The following is a 16100-nucleotide window of genomic DNA, read 5'->3' as shown; positions in this document are numbered from 1 at the left end:
GCACACTTTCAATCCAGTCATCTATTGTCAATATAATGATTAGAGGCTGAGACAATTAATTGTCTCAGCCTCTTCCAATTTAAACTTTATTTATAATAACCAGGGATTGCTTTTACTTCTAGGAATTCTTCAATTCCGTAGTCTCCCCATTCTCTACCAATTCCTGATTGTTTGTAACCACCGAATGGTAAGTTTGGTTGTCTGCCTGCATCATTAATTTCAACAGTACCTGCTTCTAATAATTTAGAAACTTCTCTTACTTTATCTTTATCGTTTCCGTATACGTATGCTGCTAAACCATAAATTGTATCGTTTGCAATTTCAATTGCTTCATCAAGGTCTTTATAAGTAATGATTGTACCTACTGGACCAAATATTTCTTCTTGAGCAATTGTCATATCATTTGTAACGTCTGTGAATAATGTTGGTTTAACAAAATATCCTTTTTCTAGTCCATCAGGTTTACCTACACCACCGTGAAGTAATGTTGCACCTTCATCGATACCTTTTTGGATATAGCTTTGTACAGTATCAAATTGTTTTTTAGATACTACAGGACCTGTATCTTGACCTTCTTCTCTTGGGTTACCAACTTTAACATTTTCAATTGCTTTTTTAGCTGCAGCAATAAATTCATCTTTAATGCTTTCTGGAACTAATGTACGAGTTGCTGCTGTACATACTTGACCTGTATTTTGTACAAATTTAGCAACTGCGCCTTTAGCAGCTTTTTCAATATCCACATCATCTAAAACTACTAATGGAGATTTGCCACCTAGTTCTAATGATACTTTTTTGAAGTCTTTAGCTGAGTTTTCCATAATTTTTCTACCTGTTGGTCCTGAACCTGTAAATGACATCATACGAATATCAGGATGACTACTTAATGGATCACCGACACTTTGTCCATCACCATTCACTAAGTTAAATACACCTTTTGGCACGCCAGCTTTTTCAAATATTTCAGCTAAAATAATTGCCGCAAATGGTGTTTCTTCGGATGGTTTCAATACTACTGGTGAACCTGCAGCAAAAGCACCTGCTAATTTCAATGAAGTTTGATTAGTTGGGAAATTCCAAGGTGTAACTAAACCTGCAACACCAATTGCTTCTTTGACTACAAGGTCATCTCCACGACGTTCTTCAAATTGTATTGAATCGATTGCTTTACTTGCTTCTCTAAAGTGATTCAATCCCATTTGATAATGAACTGATTCAGATTTCTCAATTGGTGAACCTAATTCATCTGTCATAACATCTATTAAATCTTCTTTTCTATTTTCATATTCGTCTGCGATTCTTTCTAATAAAGCTTTTCTTTCTTCTAAAGAAGTATTTCTAAATTTCACATAGACTTTTTTAGCAGCTGCAACTGCATCATCAACATCTTGTTTGTTTCCTGCTGCTATTTGACCCATTACTTCTTCAGTAGCTGGGTTAATTACATCAAGAGTTTTTCCACTGTGGCTACTTACCCATTCGCCATTTATAAATTGTTTGATATCTTGTCTCATCAATTATCTACTCCTTTATATTTGTTACAGCTATTATTATAGTACGAAACATACATATAATTAAAATGATGTGTTTATAGATTGTAAAGTGTGTACTAAAACAAAAAATAAGAGCCCCACCAGCTAAAAGTAATCTATACTTTGCTGATGGGACTCTTATTTTCCCTTACGAATGGTTTTCTTCTAACTCAACATTTCGCTGTGCCCACTCTTCTAATGGTACAAGAGCTTGAGCTAGCTCATAACCTTTATTAGTTATTTGATATTCAACAGATAGAGGCGTTGTTGTAACAACTTTCTTTTCAACTAATCCCCAGTCACTTAACTCGGTTAATTTAAGAGATAACGCTCTAGGTGTAATACGTTTAAGGTCTCTTTTCATATCAGAAAAATGAGCAGATCGTTCATCACAACGTGATAAATAATTGAGTATCAAACCATTCCAACTGCGTCCTATAACTTTAAATGTTTCTTCTAAATAAGGACATACTTCCATGTTACTCACCTCTTTAACTTCTATATTACAATTATACTACACTTTATATACAAAGTATACATTTTATACTCGTTATACTGTTTCTGTCCAAATATCAGCGCCTAATGCTTTTAGTTTATCCACTATTCCACTATATCCTCTGTGAATATGATTAACATTATAAACAGTTGTGACGCCATCAGAGATCAAACCGGCAATTAAAAGTGAAGCGCCAGCTCGTAAATCACTTGCAGCTACACTTGCTCCAGTTAATTTTGAAGGATAATAAATAGCTGTTCCATTTTCTAAACTAACTTTAGCACCCATTCTAATAAGTTCATCGACATGTTTAAATCTAGCTGGGTAAATTGTTTCTGTTATTTTACTTTGACCATTAGCTTTTAATAATAACGGAGTGAAAGGTTGTTGTAAGTCAGTAGCAAAACCAGGATAAACAGAAGTTTGAATATCTACCGGCTTATACTCGTCTTTCCCTTTAATTAAAATAGAGTCTTCACCAAGTTCTATTTCAGTACCCATTTCTTTTAATTTAGCAATCAATGGTTCTAAATGTAATGGAATTATATTCTCTATATATACTTCTTCACCCATAGCAGCTGCCGCACACATATACGTTCCAGCTTCAATTCTATCAGGTATTATTGCATGCTTTGTGCCGTGTAATGATTCTACACCTTCAATTTTCAATGTATCTGTACCAGCACCTCTAATTTTTGCACCCATATTATTTAATAGAGTAGCAACATCAACAATTTCAGGTTCTTTTGCAGCGTTTTCAATTACTGTTTTCCCTTTAGCTAATGAAGCAGCTAACATAATATTAATCGTTGCACCAACACTTACAACATCCATAAATATTTTTGCACCAACTAATTCTTCAGCAATTAAATACATAGCACCTTGCTCATTAGTCACTTTTGCACCTAATGCTTCAAAACCTTTTATATGTTGATCAATTGGTCTAGGTCCTAATGGGCATCCACCAGGTAATCCAATAACACATTTTTTAAATCGTCCAAGCATAGCGCCCATCATATAATATGATGCTCTTAATGACTGAACTTTATTATTTGGCAATGGTAAATTAACTGCGTCACTAGAGTCTACTACAAGTTGGTCACCATCTAAATCTGTCTTTATATTTAAATCGCCTAATAAGCTCATTAACGTTTTTACATCTGAAATATCTGGTAGACCATCTAAAGTTACAACATCATTTGCCATCAAACTAGCAGGTATTAATGCTACTGCACTATTTTTAGCCCCGCTTATTTGTACTTTGCCGTTTAACTTGTTTCCACCTTTTATTTTTATAACTTCTTGAGACATATGTTTACTCCTTTACTTCATCGTCTTAGAGAATGCATACTCTCTCAACATGAATAGATAATTATTTCCATTATATACTATTCAATAACATAAACGCAAAAACATAAAAAGTAAATACTAATAACTTAATTTATTTAAAAACTGGATTAATTAGCGAAGAGTTCACCTAAGACATAAATTAAGTCAGGAGTTAATCTATGACAACCTCAAAATCATACTAAAACAATGAAAGGCTGGGACAAATTAAATTGTCCCAGCCTCATATTTTATTCTTAGTATTAAGAATTTAATTTAATTATGCTTGGTTAGAAGTACCAAATTCTTGGATTTTACCTTTAACTGTAGCTTTAATTGCTTCACGAGCAGGTCCTAAATATTTACGTGGATCGTAAACTTCACTGTCGTTATTTAACACTTCACGAACTGCTTTTACAGATGCAATTTGGTTTTCAGTGTTAACGTTGATTTTAGCTGTACCGAATGGAATAGCTTTTTTGATATCGTGAGTTGGGATACCAGTACCACCGTGTAATACTAATGGTAATCCAGTAGAAGCTCCGATTTCTTCCATTTCTTTAAATCCTAATTTTGGTTCACCTTTGTAAGGTCCGTGTACTGAACCTAATGCAGGTGCTAAAGTATCAATACCAGTTCTTTCAACAAGTTCTTGACATTCTTTAGGATCAGCATAGATTACGCCTTCTGCAACAACGTCATCTTCTTGTCCACCAACAGTTCCTAATTCTGCTTCTACAGAAACACCGTTAGCATGAGCGTATTCAACTACTTTAGAAGTAATTTCAATGTTTTCTTCGAATGAGTGATGAGAAGCATCAATCATTACTGAAGTAAATCCAGCATCAATCGCTTCTTTACATTTTTCGAAACTTGAACCGTGGTCAAGGTGAATTGCAACTGGAATTGTAATGTTGTAATCTTCCATTAAACCTTCAACGATTTTAACAACAGTTTTGAAACCACCGATGTAACGTCCAGCTCCTTCAGATACACCAAGAATAACTGGTGCATTTTCTTCTTGTGAAGCTTGAAGAATAGCTTGTGTGAATTCTAAGTTATTGATGTTGTATTGTCCAACAGCATAACCGTTTTCTTTCGCTTTAATTAACATTTCTTTCATTGAAACTAAAGGCATTGAGTTTCCTCCTATTGTGCAACGCACGTATTATTTACAAGATAATTATATCAAACTTTATTAACATATGCACCTTTTGAAAGCCCTATCCTAAATGTTTTCTTACAATTTTCATAACTTCTTGAATTGTAAACGGCTTCATTAGCACTCCAGTAATATTTCCTTTATTTAAGATTTCTATCTCTGTTGATGATTGAAATGCTGAAATAATATAAACAGGTATTATTTTGTTCGTTTTTCTAATTTCTGTAAAAACTTCTTCACCAGAAATGCCAGGCATTCTTTTATCTATAAAGATAAGTTTATAAGAATTTTTATTAAATAATTCAATACCATCGCGACCATTTTTAGCAGTATCAACTTTAAAATGATTTAATTCCAATATTTCCTTTAATAATTGTCTAATATTCTTTTCATCATCTATAATAAGTACATCCATTGAAGATACCTCGCTTTTTCTATAAAATAAATTTAATTACGTTTATAAGGAGAATACACATTGCTTAAAATTTTTAATACCCAACTAAATGGTATATTCACTAAAATAGATGCTCAATTAGAAGAAATTGAAATTGCATCACAGTTACTCATGCAAGCGGCAAACGGCGAAGGTAAAATATTTATTAAAACTTTTGATGAAATCAACTATTTCAGTGAATTTATGACAAAAAGTACTGAAAGCCTACCGCATTCAATAACATTAGATTCATTAGAAGAAATCAATACGATTGATACAACAGATCGCGTCTTATTGGTTGGTTCATTTTTTACACCCGAACTGAATCAATGGATTAAAAAATTAATTGATGAAGATATCGATTTCGTAGTTATTTCAAATAAAGATAAAGAGCATAACACACATGAATCACTAATGCATTATATAGATTTATCTACACCTAGAGCGATTGTCCCAACTGCAGATTACAGCAAAATCATTACACCACATCTTATGGCTTTAAATTATATATATTATATCATGTTTGCTGAAATGTATGAGATGAAGCAAGATTTAAATGAAGAATAATTTTCATCCATTATAAAAGCTCATCACGTAAAATTACGTGATGAGCTTTGTTATTATTTATTTATTTTTGATACTCGCTTCTACAAATCCTCTAAATAATTTTTGTGGACGTGTAGGTCTTGATAGAAATTCTGGATGGAATTGACAAGCTACAAACCATGGATGATTTTCTAGTTCTACTATTTCAACTAAACGACCATCTGGACTTGTTCCTGAGAATCTCATGCCTTCAGATTCTAATCTTTCGCGATATTCATTATTAAATTCATAACGGTGACGGTGTCTTTCATCAACTTCTACTTCACCGTAAACGTCATGGGCAATTGTACCTTCTTCAATTTTACATGGGTATACACCTAATCTTAAAGTACCACCTAAATCTTCAATATCTTTTTGTTCTGGTAATAAGTCAATAATTGGATAAGGTGTATTTGGATTTAATTCTGCTGAATGAGCATCATGTAACCCAACTACATTTCTAGCAAATTCAACTGTTGCTAATTGCATACCTAAACAAATTCCTAAATAAGGAATATTGTTTTCACGGGCATATTGTATAGCTAAAATTTTACCTTCAACACCTCTATCACCAAAACCACCAGGTACTAAAATACCATTAACATCTGATAATTCTTGTTGATAGTTCTTGTCATTTAAGTGTTCAGAATTTATCCATTTTATTTCTATATCTGATTTAAAGTCATAACCAGCATGTTTCAATGCTTCTACTACTGATAGATAAGCATCTTGTAAGCTCACATATTTACCTACTAAACCAATTTTCACTGTTCCTTCTAAATTACGAACAGTATCTAATAATTGGTTCCATTCAGTTAATTCCGCTTCTGCTGCAGCATCTAAAGATAATCTTTCAATAACAATATCATCCATATGCTGTTCTTGTAGTGCTAATGGTATTTGATACAATGTATCTGCATCACGACACTCGATAACAGCACGTTTGTTGATGTCACAGAATAATGCAATTTTATCTCTTAAGTCTTGCGTCATTTCATATTCTGTACGTACAACAATTAAATCAGGTTGAATACCTAAACCTCTTAACTCTTTAACACTATGTTGAGTTGGTTTAGTCTTCATCTCACCTGCTGCTTTAATATAAGGAAGAAGCGTACAATGGATGTACATAACATTTTCACGACCAAGATCACTCTTGATTTGTCTGATTGCTTCAATAAATGGAAGTGATTCAATATCACCAGTAGTACCACCAATTTCAGTAATAACTACATCAGCGTTCGTGCTTTCACCCGCCATCAATAATCTTGATTTAATTTCATTTGTAATATGTGGAATAACTTGAACTGTTCCACCTAAGAAATCTCCACGTCTTTCTTTCTTTAAAACGTGTGAATAAACTTTACCTGCTGTTACGTTAGAATATTTATTTAAATTTATATCAATAAATCTTTCATAATGACCTAAATCTAAATCTGTTTCAGCACCATCTTCAGTTACGAATACTTCGCCATGTTGATATGGACTCATAGTACCTGGATCCACATTCAAGTATGGGTCAAATTTTTGAATTGTTACATTTAATCCTCTATTTTTAAGTAATCTTCCTAGTGATGCTGCAGTGATACCTTTACCAAGAGACGAAACTACGCCACCTGTTACGAAAATGAACTTTGTCATGATTGTACCTCCATTTGATAATTAAAAAATAAAAAACGCTCCCACTTACATTATTTAAAATGTAAGGAGGGAGCGTTATATTTATACGTTGTCCTATTTAAAGGAGCCCAAATAAAATATTACCATCTTTTAAAGAAAAGTCAATTAAAATTCTTTTTATTCTTCTTCCTCTTCTTCATCGTCTTCTTCCTCTTCATCGACAACAAGACCTGCTTCGTCTAATTCATCCTCAACCTCTTCATCTTCTGGGTCTTCAGGATCATTTAGTCCTTCTTCATCATCTTGTACGATCGTAATGTCAAGGTCCTTAGTTTTGTCTTCTTCGCCTAATAATGAAATTTCTGAATCTGCTTCATCTTCTTCATCAAGTACGTTGAATTTTTGGATAGTAGGTGCGATTTTTTCTTCAATATCATCTACTGAATACCAATCACGTAAACCCCAAATATTCTCTCCAACACTTAAAAATCGTCCATCAGTATTTAAATCAGTATAAAATTGTAAAATACGATTTTCAATTTGTGAATCTTTATAATTACCTAATCTTTTGAATTCGTCTACCATGTCATATAGGTTTGTTTCTTTGCCGTTCTCTGTTAATAAAATATAAGCCATTTCGATAAATGAATGCTCATCTACCATCTCTTTAGTGAAATCTTTTAATTTCATCTTTACTCTTCCTTTCAACAATCGAACTATTGTCGCACATTAATATTTATAATCATAACAGTTTACGATTATAATTGACAAGCTGATTTTTAGCAAATGTTTGTTAATACTTAATATATTTCATAAGTTTGATATAGTCTTCTGATTTTTGTATTTCTACAAACCTTGCTTTCTCACATAAAGGCTTTAATTTGTTGTTTGAACCAAATAAAGTAATATGTATTTCTTTCTTATCTTCAAATCTTCTACGTACGAAGGTACTCAACTGTCTTAAAGCACTTTCTGCTATACCTTCTTTTCTTTCATTTTCTTCTACTTCTATACTTCGAATATCAAAGATTTGTCCTTTATCTTCCAATACAATAATGCCCACTTTTTGCTTATCTTTCATTAAATGAATATCTACAAACTCGTTATCTAAATTATCTTCATTTAATACTAACTTTAATGATGATACATATTTAGAATCTAAATCTAAATAATATAAACGTTCTTTACCTAGAGGACCTTCTTCTTTAGTTGCGGTATGCATAAAGCCTGCTCTTTCATATAAATTCCATGCAGCCTCATTTTCAGCATCTACTACTAAATATAAATGATCAAAATCAGGGAACACAAATTGTACATATTCCGGTAAATTCATCATTATCGTTGTTCCATATCCATTACCTTGATACTTTTCATTAATTGATAAAGAACGAATATATACTACATTATCTGGTGTATCATAACCTTCATGTTGATAATATTTATGAAGGACAAAAAAACCAATAATTTCATTTTTCTCATTCACAACGATATTTGGCCTTCTATCAGGATCATTAATAGCCCCATCTAACACTTCTTTTGGCAATGAAGAATAAATTTGTTGACGCTCATTTAAACGAAAGTCATATAGCGCCGTTCTCATACTTTCTTCAAAAGGTTTAATTTCAATATCACCGAATTGTTTTGCTTTCATTATTTAAATCCCCCCGTGTATTTATACATATCATACCGAACTTTATGTTCAATGCGCAATTAAGAACCTTATTATCTATTTATAAATTCTATGTTAATATCAATTTTGTAAGGGTACTAAAATAAAGACTGCATTATTTATGAAGGGGGAAAATTATGAATCAGTCTGAAGAGCATCACGACAATAAGAATAATAAAACAACATTAGTTTTCTGGGTATCTATGTCTATTATAATATTGGTTACGCTAACTGCAGGAATATTTCCTAAAGGGTTTGGCAAATATGCCAATATATTATACACATTTATATCAAATAGTACGGGATGGTTATTCTTAATAATTGTTTTTGTATTAGATATTTTCTTAATCGGCTTAGCAATTACAAGGTTTGGTCGTTTTAAACTCGGAAGAGATGACGAAGAACCAGAATTTTCATTTATTTCTTGGATTGGTATGCTATTTTCAGCTGGCTTAGGTGTCGGTATCGTTTTCTGGGGTGTGGCAGAACCAATGACACACTACTTAAAATCACCTTTGCCAAATGAAGTAGATGGTAGCACTTTAGAATCTGCACGATTAGCTATGGGATATACTTTCTTCCATTGGGGAATTTCACAATGGTCTATCTTTGCGATGGCTGGATTAATCGTAGCTTATTTTCAATTTAGAAAACGTAGAGATGGATTAATTTCCACAGCTATGGAACCCGTATTTGGTGAAGCTTACAAGAAACCTTACAGAAATATCATCGATGTACTTGCTATTGTAGCTACAGTAATGGGTATAGCGACATCAATTGGTCTCGGTATTTTACAAATCGGTGGCGGTCTTCATCATGTCTTTAATATTCCTAATAATAATTGGACTAAAATCATCATTACAGTAATTATGACTGTATTATTCCTTGGATCAGCTGCATCAGGTTTAAATAAAGGGGTTAAATGGCTAAGTAACGCAAATATCTTTATTTGTTTTGCATTACTATTATTTATTTTAGTATTAGGTCCAACACAGTTTATATTTGAAACATTCACACTCGCGATTGGTGATTACATTTCTAATTTCGTACAATATAGTTTACGATTAAACCCTTATGAAGGTGACAATTCATGGCTTCAACAATGGACAGTATTCTATTGGGCTTGGGTTATTGCTTGGTCACCATTTATTGGTGGTTTCGTAGCACGTGTTTCCCGTGGTAGAACAATTCGTGAATTTGTTATTGGTGTACTAATTATTCCACCACTTATTTCATTTGCTTGGATTGCTACATTTGGTGGAACAGCAATATACTTAGTAATCAATAAAGGTGCAAGTATTGCCGAAGACGTTAAAGGAGATTATACAGTAGCCTTATTCTCCTTATTATCACACTTCCCGTTTTACGAAGCGACTAGTGTATTAGCAATAATATTAATCTTCTTATTCTTAGTTACAAGTGCAGACTCAACTACATTCATTCTATCAAGTATGTCTGATAGAGGATCAGTCACACCACCCTTTAAATATAAAATCGTTTGGGGTACACTGATTGGGGCAATCTCAGTATCAATGACATTAGCCGGTGGATTAGAAAGTTTACAAACCGCCTCCATAGTTGCTGGGTTACCATTTGCATTTATACTATTTCTCATGATGTTCTCAATTATGAAAGCATTAAGAAGAGAACCATCCGAACACTTTAAAATGACTTATATCAAAGATGACACAGATTTCTCTAAATCCTTAGAAGAACGTGAAGAAGAAGAAAATAAGAAATAGAACACAAAAGCACTTCCCAGGGTGGGAAGTACTCAGACTTTGGATAAACTGAACTTAAATTTATAAGTTCAGTTTATTTTTTTGTTTTAATAAGTATTTTTACTGTGTCCATTAATATTTTTTTAATTCCTCTATAACTAGTCCATTTCATAATGGACAGGTTTATCAGTAGATTTATTTAACATAGAATCAACTCCTAATTAAAATTTCATCTATTTTATAAAATAATTTGTTAATATTTGGTGTTTTTTTTGCGCTGACTCCTGCGGGAAAAGCATGATTCGAAGACTACAGGCTGAGAACATGCCCGCGGAAAGCATGCGCATAAAAAAATGTCAGCAAAGTCTAAGACTTTGTCGACACTCTGAGCACTTCCCACCGTGGGAAGTGCTTTTTATTTTTAAATTGAATGAATTGAAAAATAAATAATATATACAATGATCCACACGATTAACCACATTGAAACTTTCAAATATTGATTTAAATTTTTAAAAATAATATGACTTAAAAAATAAGCAATGTAACTCGTTAAAATAAATCTCAATAATCTCGCAAAGAAACTAATGACCACGAATGTAAAAAACGAAATCCCTTGTTGATAACTTAACATTGCATAAAGTTTATAGGGCACACCAAATAAGGGTGCTTCTATCAATCCTAGAACGCCTTTGTCTTCTAAAGAAGTCATAACATGTTCAAACATATACTCGTGAATTCCTGGTATTTTAAGCATTACTGATTCCAAAAACGTTAAATGTTGAATAGAAATGATATAGACGATTACACCACCTATTACTGCTCCAGTAATCGCAATTATGTTTGCTAGTAATATTTTGAATTTACTTTTTTGTTTCATTGCATAATATGTTAATGCAACATCTGGAATGATAAAAAATATGATTGCTTCTAAAAATGCCCATACAAAGATGATTACCATTCTTTAAAATCACCTTCATTTCTCAAATCATTCATACTACTATTCAGTTCATCCATAAATTCTTTTCTATTTTTATTAAAAAGAAATGACTGACCTACAAAAATATCTACGAAGAATGGTACAAATAATTTTGATCCTTTAGGTAATGATTTTCCTAAACCATGTAAAAATAATGGCTGAATGGGTATATCAGGTCTTTCTCTCATTAAGTAATAAATACCAGACTTATACTTTGAAAGTTTTTCTGGTTCTCCTCTACTACCTTCAGGATATAAAATAATAATACTTCCTTCATCCAATGCTGTAACAATTGGTTCAAATAGCCCTTTTATATCCCGAGTCATTTTTCTTTCTATTGGAATAATCTGCATAATATTAATTGAAAACCATTTTAAAAGTTTATTCTTAAAAAAATAATCACCCGCTGCAACAGGTCGAGCTTTTTTAAATCCTTTTCCTTGGAATAACGACAGCAATACAAGTGTATCTAAATGTGAATTATGATTAGCGATAATCACTATTGGTCCTTCTTTAGGTAACCATTCTCTTCTGCGTATATTTAAACCTAAAACAATTAGGATGATTGGTTTAATTATCATTGTAAATATAATGAGTCTTAACATATTAGTTCACTCCTTAAAAGTAGAAGAACCTTACAAAGTGGAAGAATAATGGCGCTGTGTAAGTCAGGGAATCAACTCTATCTAAAATACCACCATGACCTGGAATAGCTTGTGAAGTATCTTTAATATTTAAATCTCTTTTCAATGCTGATATATTCACGTCTCCAATAAATCCCATAATACTAATGTAAATTCCCGCTATAATCATTCCTAAAAGCGTAAATGGTGTTAAAAATGGTGCAATACATAATGATAAAATGGTAGTTGCTAAAATGCCGCCAACAAAACCTTCCCAAGTTTTATTCGGACTCACTTTAGGTACAATTTTGTGTTTACCAAATGCTTTACCAAATAAAAATTGGAACACATCATTAGCTTGCGTTAATATCACTAGAAATAGTACAAGACTCGCGCCAGGAACAGTACTTTTTTCACCTGGTAAGACAATTAAATAAGCTAGATGACTTAGGCTAAATACCATAAGCATTAATCCCCACTGAACGGATCCCATCGATTGTAGAAAACCTTTTGTCTCACCGATAAATATGGCTTGTATAGGGATAAATAAGAACATATATACTGGTATAAAAATAATGAACATGCCGTAAAAACCGAAATAAATAAATGTAAACTGAATTGGTATGGATAAATATGCCCAGAACAAGACAGCTCTATGACTACGATTTGTTGGAATAAGTGAAAAATATTCTTTCAAAGCTAGGAAACACAATAAAGCTAGAAATATCAAAGAAACTGTAGAATGAATGACAAGTGCTATCGTAAAAATGATGCACATGCCCCACCATGATTTAATACGCAATTTAATTTCAGTAAAATCTTTATCGGGATAACGTTTCGTTAAATAAGCACAAATCAAACTAGATAAGACTAATACAATAAATACGCCAATCATAACGACAATCATTTCGTTTGATATCTTTCCTAAATTCATTATTTTGCCTCCTCTAACCCCTTATTTATTCTATTGTAAATATTTACAATCATAAGTATTGAACAAATATAAAATACAAAATGTAAATACGGTATAACATTCAATTGAACAAATATTAAGAAGCTAATTAAACCGACTATAAATGCTCTATCACTTTTCCCCATCGGTCCATCATACCTTCTTGAACTACCTATTACTTGAACGGTTACACCAGCCATTTCACTTATAATAGATAAAGCAATAAATAAAATAATCCCTACACCAAAATCATGAGCTATAAATAAGAATGGAATAAATAAACAAACATCACTTATTACATCCCCTAGTTCATTCAATAATAACCCTAACTTAGATTTCATATTATATTTTTTTGCCATAACACCATCAATTGCATTTAATGCCATCCTTACAAACATAACAATTGGCATTAAGATATACACCCATTTATTATCATGAAACACACTTAATACAGCTCCAGTAACAATTGATAATAACAACGCCAAGATTGTAACTTGATTTGGTGTCATACCGATGTTCCTCATCCATTTTACTATTGGCATTAGTAATTTTTGAAATTTTGGTTTTATTTCGTATATGCTAATCAATAAAGAACACCCCATTATCTTTTGTTTCCATCTTATCATGTAACGATACATTTTCTACTAATTATTTTTTGTTTCGTTAATTTATCAATTACATTAATTTATAGTATAATAGCAATAATTTATTTCTTAATTTGAAGAGGTGTTTTTGTGAAGATTGGAATTGATGCGGGAGGTACACTTATTAAAGTTGTCACTGAAACGAACAATAAAAGAACATTTAAAAAATGGTTAACAACTCAAATAGACCAAGTAGCCGAATGGTTAAATCATATTGATAAGGCTGATATTTCTATCACTGGAGGAAAGGCTCAATATTTAGATTCGATAATTAAGCATAATGTAAAGCGTAGCATTGAATTTGAAGCTACTTATACAGGTATCCAAATTTTATTAAAAGAACATGATATTCATTTAGATACATATATATTTTCAAACGTAGGAACAGGAACTTCTATCCACTACGCAACAGCACAAAATCAAGAGCGAGCTGGCGGTACAGGAGCTGGTGGAGGCATGATACAAGGTTTAGGCTATTTACTTACCCAAATCAGTGATTATGAAGAATTAGTCCAAACTGCAATAAACGGAGATAGAGATAAAATAGATTTGAAAGTTAAACATATCTATAAAGGCGACAAAACACCTATTTCTGGAGATTTAACAGCAGCCAACTTCGGCCATGTATTACAAAACATCCATGATGATTTCCCAAATGCAGATCGATTAGCTGCCGTTATGGGAATTGTGGGTGAAACTGTTACAACAGTCTCGATTCATGCTGCAAAACAATTTAAAACTGAAAATGTTGTCTATATCGGGTCATCATTTGTAAACAATGACTTACTTCGAAATATAGTCGTAGATTATACAATTTTACGTGGTTTAAATCCTTACTTCATTGATAACGGAGAATTCTCTGGAGCATTAGGTTCTATATATTGCTAAATAATAAGGAGGATCACTCATGAAAATGATCGAACCAAAATTACAGAAAGAATTTGAGTTTACAGAAGATCAAGAATATACATTATTACAATCTTCTTACGATTTATACTTTAATAAAACAACAATTCATTTTGATGACGAAACAAGTCAAATAGATACAATTTATTTCAACCAATGCACATTTGAATCAGTTGATTTCACAAAAATTCATGCACTAGATATTGTATTTAAAGGATGCGATTTATCAAATTGTGTCTTTAATGATGCGTCTATAAATAGAGTTCAATTTTTAGACTGCCGTATGATTGGTGCCACCTTTTCAGACCTTAAACTGAAGCATGTACAATTTTCAAACTGCCAATTGAAAATGAGTCAATTTTTAAACTGTAACTTGGACCATGTATTATTCAATGATAATCAAATGGCAGAAACGTATATTTCATTTTGTAAGCAAAAATCAATAGAAATCGTGCGATGTTCCCTTGATTCGCTAGAAGTTGTAGAAACATCATTTAACAACGTTGATTTATCTACGAATGAAATAGAACAGCTTATTATACAGCCAACTGATTTAAAAGGCGCAACCGTTTCTGAATTTCAGGCATATGATATACTTCCGTTATTCGGAGTTAGTGTAACATCAAACTAGAAGGTGATTATGATGAATCAAATGATAACGATATTAAAGCGTTTTGGATTAAGTGAATATGGATCTAAAGCATACATTTCATTAGTACAAAACCCTGGAATAACAGCTTATAAATTAAGTGAAATATCCAATGTTCCAAGATCAAAAATTTATGAAGCGCTTAATAAACTCGAAGAACAAGGATTAGCATACTTTAACTTAAAAGATCAAAAAAAATATTACTATGCATTATCGCCCGAACAAACAATTCAATTATTTGAAAGAAAACAAAACGAAGAGCTCATTCAGCTTGAAACAGAAATCAATAAATTAAATACAGTAACAGAAAATGCACAAATCCAAATAGAAGTACTTACGAATAAATCAACGATAATTGACAATGTTGAATACGCTATCCAAAAAGCTGAAAAACAAATGACCGTTTCAATATGGCCAGACATATATGAAATCATAACTAAAAATATCAATGAAAATATACATGTACAAGGCATTACCTTCCAAGTCGATCAACCAAAGTACGATTTAATCAATCATCGATATACAAATTACGTAAAAAGTTCATTAACACTAAAACCATTCGTCGTAATTGTAGATAATGAATATATGATATATGGACAAACCGATGAAACAGATATGCGTGCATATATAAGTCGGGACCGCACCCAGATAAAAATGATGAAAGACTATATTTGGCATGACGTATTAGTAAATAAATATATAAGTAAATTTGAAGAAGATATAGAAGACGAAATAACCCTTAAGAGAAAAGCCTTTTTCTCTTAAGGGTTATTTTATGGGATAAATAATTTTACTACGTTGGGATG

The 16100-nt window shown here is 32.0% G+C and carries 17 protein-coding genes; 5 read left to right on the top strand and 12 right to left on the bottom strand.

Going from position 1 to position 16100, the window contains the following annotated elements:
* Positions 1-86: 86 nt before the first annotated feature.
* The 5 genes from LQ608_RS07590 to LQ608_RS07570 all read right to left on the bottom strand — a co-directional run bounded on the left by LQ608_RS07590 (position 87) and on the right by LQ608_RS07570 (position 4931).
* On the bottom strand, positions 87-1514 hold the full coding sequence (locus LQ608_RS07590; RefSeq protein WP_239751065.1) for an aldehyde dehydrogenase family protein: 1428 nt from the start codon (positions 1512-1514) through the stop codon (positions 87-89).
* Between the two features lie 166 nt (positions 1515-1680).
* Positions 1681-2010, bottom strand: coding sequence for a winged helix-turn-helix transcriptional regulator (locus tag LQ608_RS07585; RefSeq protein WP_078358028.1), 330 nt, complete (start codon positions 2008-2010; stop codon positions 1681-1683).
* 72 nt (positions 2011-2082) lie between these two features.
* Positions 2083-3339 carry a UDP-N-acetylglucosamine 1-carboxyvinyltransferase gene (locus tag LQ608_RS07580; RefSeq protein WP_078358029.1) on the bottom strand — a complete coding sequence of 419 codons (1257 nt, stop codon included), beginning with the start codon at positions 3337-3339 and terminating at the stop codon, positions 2083-2085.
* Between the two features lie 295 nt (positions 3340-3634).
* Positions 3635-4492 carry a class IIb fructose-bisphosphate aldolase FdaB gene (fdaB, locus tag LQ608_RS07575; RefSeq protein WP_078358030.1) on the bottom strand — a complete coding sequence of 286 codons (858 nt, stop codon included), beginning with the start codon at positions 4490-4492 and terminating at the stop codon, positions 3635-3637.
* Positions 4493-4577: 85 nt separating this feature from the next.
* The gene (locus tag LQ608_RS07570; protein WP_107509022.1) at positions 4578-4931 is read right to left on the bottom strand and encodes a response regulator; all 354 of its coding nucleotides are present in this window, start codon (positions 4929-4931) and stop codon (positions 4578-4580) included.
* A 60-nt stretch (positions 4932-4991) separates the two neighbouring features.
* Here LQ608_RS07570 and LQ608_RS07565 point away from each other — a divergent pair, with 60 nt between their 5' ends.
* Positions 4992-5516 carry a DUF2529 family protein gene (locus LQ608_RS07565; RefSeq protein ID WP_239751063.1) on the top strand — a complete coding sequence of 175 codons (525 nt, stop codon included), beginning with the start codon at positions 4992-4994 and terminating at the stop codon, positions 5514-5516.
* Between the two features lie 57 nt (positions 5517-5573).
* Here the strand turns inward: LQ608_RS07565 and LQ608_RS07560 are convergent, their stop codons facing one another.
* The 3 genes from LQ608_RS07560 to LQ608_RS07550 all read right to left on the bottom strand — a co-directional run bounded on the left by LQ608_RS07560 (position 5574) and on the right by LQ608_RS07550 (position 8808).
* Entirely contained in the window at positions 5574-7175 is a 1602-nt protein-coding gene (locus LQ608_RS07560) for a CTP synthase (RefSeq protein WP_078358033.1), read from the bottom strand.
* A gap of 156 nt (positions 7176-7331) precedes the next feature.
* Positions 7332-7844, bottom strand: a complete 513-nt coding sequence (gene rpoE / locus LQ608_RS07555; RefSeq protein WP_239751061.1) for a DNA-directed RNA polymerase subunit delta — start codon at positions 7842-7844, stop codon at positions 7332-7334.
* Between the two features lie 103 nt (positions 7845-7947).
* Positions 7948-8808 (bottom strand): GNAT family N-acetyltransferase, encoded by an 861-nt coding sequence (locus tag LQ608_RS07550; RefSeq protein WP_481817131.1) that lies wholly within the window; start codon positions 8806-8808, stop codon positions 7948-7950.
* A gap of 152 nt (positions 8809-8960) precedes the next feature.
* On the opposite strand from LQ608_RS07550, the gene LQ608_RS07545 reads away from it, so the two are divergent.
* Positions 8961-10565, top strand: coding sequence for a BCCT family transporter (locus tag LQ608_RS07545; protein WP_239751058.1), 1605 nt, complete (start codon positions 8961-8963; stop codon positions 10563-10565).
* A 400-nt stretch (positions 10566-10965) separates the two neighbouring features.
* Here LQ608_RS07545 and LQ608_RS07540 read toward each other — a convergent pair whose 3' ends face one another.
* Genes LQ608_RS07540 through LQ608_RS07525 form a run of 4 tightly spaced genes read right to left on the bottom strand, consistent with a single transcriptional unit; the run spans position 10966 to position 13682 of the window.
* Positions 10966-11502, bottom strand: coding sequence for a YqaA family protein (locus LQ608_RS07540; RefSeq protein ID WP_239751056.1), 537 nt, complete (start codon positions 11500-11502; stop codon positions 10966-10968).
* Positions 11496-12125 carry a lysophospholipid acyltransferase family protein gene (locus LQ608_RS07535; RefSeq protein ID WP_239751054.1) on the bottom strand — a complete coding sequence of 210 codons (630 nt, stop codon included), beginning with the start codon at positions 12123-12125 and terminating at the stop codon, positions 11496-11498. The genes LQ608_RS07540 and LQ608_RS07535 overlap by 7 nt, the downstream gene beginning before the upstream one ends.
* A 13-nt stretch (positions 12126-12138) precedes the next feature.
* A complete protein-coding gene (locus LQ608_RS07530; RefSeq protein ID WP_078358039.1) occupies positions 12139-13077 on the bottom strand; it encodes a phosphatidate cytidylyltransferase in 939 nt (312 codons plus the stop codon).
* The gene (locus LQ608_RS07525) at positions 13077-13682 is read right to left on the bottom strand and encodes a CDP-alcohol phosphatidyltransferase family protein (protein ID WP_239751053.1); all 606 of its coding nucleotides are present in this window, start codon (positions 13680-13682) and stop codon (positions 13077-13079) included. Before LQ608_RS07525 ends, LQ608_RS07530 begins: the two co-directional genes overlap by 1 nt.
* Positions 13683-13829: 147 nt before the next feature.
* Between LQ608_RS07525 and coaW the strand changes: the two genes are divergently transcribed.
* Genes coaW through LQ608_RS07510 form a run of 3 tightly spaced genes read left to right on the top strand, consistent with a single transcriptional unit; the run spans position 13830 to position 16059 of the window.
* Positions 13830-14627, top strand: coding sequence for a type II pantothenate kinase (coaW, locus tag LQ608_RS07520; protein ID WP_239751051.1), 798 nt, complete (start codon positions 13830-13832; stop codon positions 14625-14627).
* Between the two features lie 19 nt (positions 14628-14646).
* Positions 14647-15276: a pentapeptide repeat-containing protein gene (locus tag LQ608_RS07515; RefSeq protein WP_239751049.1), complete on the top strand. Its 630-nt coding sequence runs from the start codon at positions 14647-14649 to the stop codon at positions 15274-15276.
* Positions 15277-15285: 9 nt separating this feature from the next.
* Positions 15286-16059 carry a TrmB family transcriptional regulator gene (locus LQ608_RS07510; protein ID WP_239751047.1) on the top strand — a complete coding sequence of 258 codons (774 nt, stop codon included), beginning with the start codon at positions 15286-15288 and terminating at the stop codon, positions 16057-16059.
* The last annotated feature ends 41 nt before the right edge of the window (positions 16060-16100 follow it).

This window comes from Mammaliicoccus sp. H-M34, from assembly GCF_022386495.1.
Taxonomy (GTDB): domain Bacteria; phylum Bacillota; class Bacilli; order Staphylococcales; family Staphylococcaceae; genus Mammaliicoccus; species Mammaliicoccus fleurettii.
This window is presented reverse-complemented; position numbering and strand designations above follow the sequence as displayed.

What these genes read in the sequence shown, in the direction of transcription:
- LQ608_RS07590 (WP_239751065.1), bottom strand. Translation starts at nt 1,514, where the DNA reads ATGAGACAAGATATCAAACAATTTATAAATGGCGAATGGGTAAGTAGC.
- LQ608_RS07585 (WP_078358028.1), bottom strand. Translation starts at nt 2,010, where the DNA reads ATGGAAGTATGTCCTTATTTAGAAGAAACATTTAAAGTTATAGGACGC.
- LQ608_RS07580 (WP_078358029.1), bottom strand. Translation starts at nt 3,339, where the DNA reads ATGTCTCAAGAAGTTATAAAAATAAAAGGTGGAAACAAGTTAAACGGC.
- fdaB (WP_078358030.1), bottom strand. Translation starts at nt 4,492, where the DNA reads ATGCCTTTAGTTTCAATGAAAGAAATGTTAATTAAAGCGAAAGAAAAC.
- LQ608_RS07570 (WP_107509022.1), bottom strand. Translation starts at nt 4,931, where the DNA reads ATGGATGTACTTATTATAGATGATGAAAAGAATATTAGACAATTATTA.
- LQ608_RS07560 (WP_078358033.1), bottom strand. Translation starts at nt 7,175, where the DNA reads ATGACAAAGTTCATTTTCGTAACAGGTGGCGTAGTTTCGTCTCTTGGT.
- rpoE (WP_239751061.1), bottom strand. Translation starts at nt 7,844, where the DNA reads ATGAAATTAAAAGATTTCACTAAAGAGATGGTAGATGAGCATTCATTT.
- LQ608_RS07545 (WP_239751058.1), top strand. Translation starts at nt 8,961, where the DNA reads ATGAATCAGTCTGAAGAGCATCACGACAATAAGAATAATAAAACAACA.
- LQ608_RS07540 (WP_239751056.1), bottom strand. Translation starts at nt 11,502, where the DNA reads ATGGTAATCATCTTTGTATGGGCATTTTTAGAAGCAATCATATTTTTT.
- LQ608_RS07535 (WP_239751054.1), bottom strand. Translation starts at nt 12,125, where the DNA reads ATGTTAAGACTCATTATATTTACAATGATAATTAAACCAATCATCCTA.
- LQ608_RS07530 (WP_078358039.1), bottom strand. Translation starts at nt 13,077, where the DNA reads ATGAATTTAGGAAAGATATCAAACGAAATGATTGTCGTTATGATTGGC.
- LQ608_RS07515 (WP_239751049.1), top strand. Translation starts at nt 14,647, where the DNA reads ATGAAAATGATCGAACCAAAATTACAGAAAGAATTTGAGTTTACAGAA.
- LQ608_RS07510 (WP_239751047.1), top strand. Translation starts at nt 15,286, where the DNA reads ATGATGAATCAAATGATAACGATATTAAAGCGTTTTGGATTAAGTGAA.